This window comes from Brevundimonas sp. (genome assembly GCF_036405315.1).
In the GTDB taxonomy this organism is placed as follows: Bacteria; Pseudomonadota; Alphaproteobacteria; order Caulobacterales; family Caulobacteraceae; genus Brevundimonas.
On sequence record NZ_DASWXW010000004.1, the window covers coordinates 1 to 4,220 of the forward strand.

Sequence of the window (4,220 nt, forward strand, 5' to 3'; positions counted from 1 at the left end):
ATCACCCCGATCGCCATGGAAGAGAAGCTGCGCTTCGCCATCCGTGAAGGCGGCCGCACCGTCGGCGCCGGCGTCGTGGCCAAGATCGTCGCCTAAGCGATGGATCCGGGTCCTCGGACCCGAACAGTACCGGCCTCAAGCAGCGCGCAAGCGCGGCAGGCCCAGTATAGAGTAAGCGTAACAGAGCGGCCCCCCGGAGCGATCCGGGGGGCCGTTTCTGCGTTCGGGGCAGGGTGAGCGGTGCATTGGCGATTTCGTTCACCATGGCGATAAACCCCGATGAAAGGGCGCAGGCGCACAAGCGAGGCTGGAATGGAACTTGCTGTCCCTTCGCCTAAAGAGAGACTCATGTCCGCCGAACCGACCTTCGAGATCCGCGACCTTGACAGCCTGACGGCCGAGGAACGCGCGCAGTGGAACGCCTGGGCGGCCGCGGACCCGGATCTGGCCAGCCCCTACTTCCGCGTGGAGTTCGCCCAGATCGCCGGGAGGGTCAGTCCCGGTTCGGCCCTGGCGGTCTTTCAACGGGAAGGCGAGGTGGTCGGCTATTTCCCGCATCAGCGGCGGGGCGGGGCGGTGCAGCCGATCGGCGCGCCGATGAACGACTATCACGGCGTCATCGGTCCCCGCGAAGGGCGGCCCGCTTTGGACGAGGTCGCGCGGATGCTCGGCGGCGCCCGCTTCAGCGTCAACGGCTGGGTCGGATCGGCGCCGGGCGCCTTGATCAGCGAGAGCTTCCGCACCACCATCCCGCCGGAAGGGGGCTATGACGCCTGGTATGCGGCCCGCCGTCAGGCCTTTGGCAAGTACTTCAAGGACAAGGAGCGCGCCCGCCGCAGCATGGCGGCCGAGTTCGGGCCAGTCGAGGCGCGGATCGGTCTTCGCGACGGAACCTTGCTGGATGAATTGATCGCCCTGAAGCGCGAGCAGTATCGACGGACGGGGCGGCACGACATCTTCGCCTGCGGCTGGACGCGGGACCTGCTGCACGCGCTGATGGCGGCGGAGGCCGACGACTTCGGCGCCTCGATCGCCGTCCTGACCGCCGGGGGGAGGGTTTGCGCGATGGAGTATTCTCTGCACGCCGGGCGACGCTTCCACTTCTGGTTCCCGGCCTATATTCCGGCGCTGGCGCGTTGTTCGCCGGGCATCATGCTGAGCATGGAGACCATCCGGCAGGGCGCGGAGCAAGGCTATCGCGACTTCGACTACGGCTTCGGCGGCGAGACCTACAAGAAGTACTTCTGCGACACGGTTCAGCCCGTGGCGGAGGCGACCATCCTGAAGCCCGGCCTGTCGGCGGCCCTGGGCGGCGCGGCGGCGTCGCTGCTGGGTCTGGCGGGCGCCGAGCGCGGCGAGCGTCTGCAGGCCAGCGTCCGCCGGCGCTGGAACGCCATCGAGGCGTGCGAGACCACGAGCATCAACCGCCTCCGCGGCGCCGCGACGGCGGCCCGGGCCGCCCTGTCCAAGGCGACGGGTCGTACGGCGACCGCGTGATGACCGGGGAGAATTTCATGTCCGAGCGCGGCACCCGCTATCCGGGCCCGATCAGCGAGACGGCGGTCCATCCGCACGGCCTGATCGCACAGGGCTTCGCCGAGGACGCGGCCCTGGCGGCTTTGCTGGACCGCTACCCGGCCGACCTGTTCGACATCAACCTGTACGACTACGACGACGAGGGGCAGGTCTCGCTGCGCACGGGCGCGCGGGGGCGACTGGACGGCGCTCAGTTGCTGGAGGCGATTCAGCAGGGGCGGTTGTGGGTCAATCTGCGCGGCGTCGAGACCGGCTGGCCCGAGCTGTGGGCGGCGGCGATGGCCGAGTTTCACAGGATTCAGGGGACCTATCCTGGCCTGAAGGCGGTGAAGAACGCCGGCCAACTGATCCTGTCCTCGCCCAAGGCGCGGGTGCCCTATCATTTCGATGCGGCGGGCGTGGTGCTGTTCCACCTGCGCGGGCGCAAGCGGATCTTCGTCTATCCAGGCGACGAGGCCCATCTGCCGGAGCGCAGCATGGAACAGGTGGTCGCCCGTCAGACGACCGAGGAGCTGCCCTATTCGTGCGCCTTCGAGGATGACGCGCGGATCATGGACCTGGAGCCGGGACAGGCGCTGACCTGGCCGCTGTACGCTCCGCACCGGGTCGAGAACCTGGACCGCTTCTGCGTGTCCCTGTCGATGGACTTCCAGACCTGGCCGTCGCGCTTCCGCAACGGCGCCCTCTACACCAACGCCGTGGTGCGCAGCCGGGGCGGTTCGCCGCGCTTCACCGATCAGATGGGGCAGGGCGAGCTGGCGGCGCGCTGGGCCGCCTCCCTGGCGCTGCGCCGCATGGGGGCGCTCAAAAGCCGGATCGCGCATTTCGAGCGCGACTTCGAGCCGCAGGTCGGCGCGGCCGACGGGGCGGGCGCCTTGCAGGGCTGATGGCGAAGGTCCTTCCTTACAACGACTTCATGACCTCGATTTAAAATGACTTGAAGCCCGGGCCGGACCACCTTCAGCTCACATCTGGAGAGGGACACCGCCATGAAGATCGCCGTTTACGCCGCCGCCTCAGTCGCCGTTCTGGCCGCCCTGGCCGCAGCCCAGCCCGCCGCCGCTCAGGAAGCCGAGATTCGTAACGCGGTCGCCCGGGTCATCGTCATTCCCGAGGATCGCACGGACATCGCGGTCGAGATCACCCCTGGGTCGGCCGACCTGCCGCAACTGATCGTCGAGCGCCGGGGCGACAAGGTCCGCATCGACGGCGGCCTGGGCCGTCGTCGCAGCCTGACGCAGTTCAACAACAACAGCATCCGCAGCTGCAACAACGGGCGCGCCGATGCCCGTCAGCCGGGCGAGGGGGCGACGGTTGAAGTGGGCGGAGCGGGCCGCATCCGCCTGGAGGACGCGCCGCTGGTGGTGCTGCGCACCCCCCGCGACGTGGACGTCAGCGCCGGCAGCGGCGTCTATGGCTCTATCGGCCGTGGCGCGCGCTCGGTTGATCTGGGCGCGGGCGGTTGCGGCAACTGGACCGTGGCCAACGTCGACGGGCGGATGGAGATCGGCGTCGGCGGGTCCGGGACGGTCCGCGCCGGGACGTCGCGCTCTCTTGAGGCCTCGGTCGGCGGTTCGGGCTCGATCCTGGCGGGCGCCACGGGGGATCTGGAAGCCAATATCGGCGGATCGGGCAGCATCGTGGTGGCCAGCGTGAACGGCGGGGCTGATGTCTCCATCGGCGGGTCTGGCGATGTCGCCATTCGTGGCGGCCGCGCCACGACGATGGATGTGGCCGTCGCCGGGTCGGGCGATGTGCGGTTCGATGGAACGGCGAGCAGCCTTGAGGCTTCCATTGCGGGATCGGGCGACATCCATGTCGCTGAAGTGACCGGCCCGGTGTCGCGCTCGATCGTGGGTTCGGGCGAGGTGCGTATCGGACGCTGATCCGATCCCCCGCTGCGAGAGAAGGCCCGGGAGCGTGGAACCCCCCGGGCCTTTTTCGCGCCCCGGCTTCAGGGCGCGGCGATAAGGAAAAAGCCCCGGCGGATCGCTCCGCCGGGGCTTCGTTTCGACCGGAAGGTCGAAGGTCGTTCCTTGGCTTAGAAGCCGCGGATGACCGGCAGGCCAGCCAGGGTGCGGCCCAGGTTGGCGCCGGCGCGGTCCAGCGACTGCAGGGTGCCGCCGAAGTTGTAGCGAGCGCCGATCATGAAGACGTCGGCGTCGACGTCGACGCTGGCGACGTCGGTCGAGACGCGCTGGTACGTGCCGTGGACGCTGAACGGGCTGTTGGCGAACTGGTACTCGGCGCCGGCGCCGTAGGCCCAGACGTCCGCGTCGCCCAGGTCGGCGTCGACGTTGCTGTACGACACGCCGGCGTTCAGGCGGAACGACGGGTTGACGTAGTAGGCGGCGTCGCCGCCGACGGTCCAGGCGTCAGCGCCGTCCAGGTCCGAGTAGGACACCAGGCCCGTCAGGGTCGCCGAGGCCAGGTACTTCTGCATTTCAGCGCCGACCGTGAAGGTCTCGTCGCCGCCCAGGTCCGTGACGCCGGCGAAGCCGCCGACGCGCAGGTCCGAACCGATGGTCTTGGTCAGGTGAGCAGCAGCGGCGGCCGTGGTGTCGTCGCCGAAGTCGCTGTCAGCATAGTTGACGGCGCCGTTGACGGTGACGGTCCATTCCGGGGCGACCTTGAAGGCGCCGACGCCGTCCAGTTGAGCGCCGTCGGTCTTGAAGCCTTCGGTG

At 69.0% G+C, this 4,220-nt stretch carries 5 protein-coding genes; 4 read left to right on the forward strand and 1 reads right to left on the reverse strand.

Going from position 1 to position 4,220, the window contains the following annotated elements; genetic code table 11:
• From VGE49_RS00150 to VGE49_RS00165, 4 genes are all read left to right on the forward strand, one after another.
• A partial coding sequence (locus VGE49_RS00150) for an EF-Tu C-terminal domain-related protein (protein WP_331032571.1) occupies positions 1–96 on the forward strand: 96 nt, incomplete at its 5' end.
• Positions 97–348: 252 nt separating this feature from the next.
• A complete protein-coding gene (locus VGE49_RS00155; protein WP_331032567.1) occupies positions 349–1,497 on the forward strand; it encodes a GNAT family N-acetyltransferase in 1,149 nt (382 codons plus the stop codon).
• On the forward strand, positions 1,497–2,423 hold the full coding sequence (locus VGE49_RS00160; protein WP_331032568.1) for a transcriptional regulator: 927 nt from the start codon (positions 1,497–1,499) through the stop codon (positions 2,421–2,423). The genes VGE49_RS00155 and VGE49_RS00160 overlap by 1 nt, the downstream gene beginning before the upstream one ends.
• Positions 2,424–2,525: 102 nt before the next feature.
• Positions 2,526–3,422 carry a GIN domain-containing protein gene (locus tag VGE49_RS00165; RefSeq protein ID WP_331032569.1) on the forward strand — a complete coding sequence of 299 codons (897 nt, stop codon included), beginning with the start codon at positions 2,526–2,528 and terminating at the stop codon, positions 3,420–3,422.
• Between the two features lie 155 nt (positions 3,423–3,577).
• Here the strand turns inward: VGE49_RS00165 and VGE49_RS00170 are convergent.
• A partial coding sequence (locus VGE49_RS00170) for a porin (RefSeq protein ID WP_331032570.1) occupies positions 3,578–4,220 on the reverse strand: 643 nt, incomplete at its 5' end.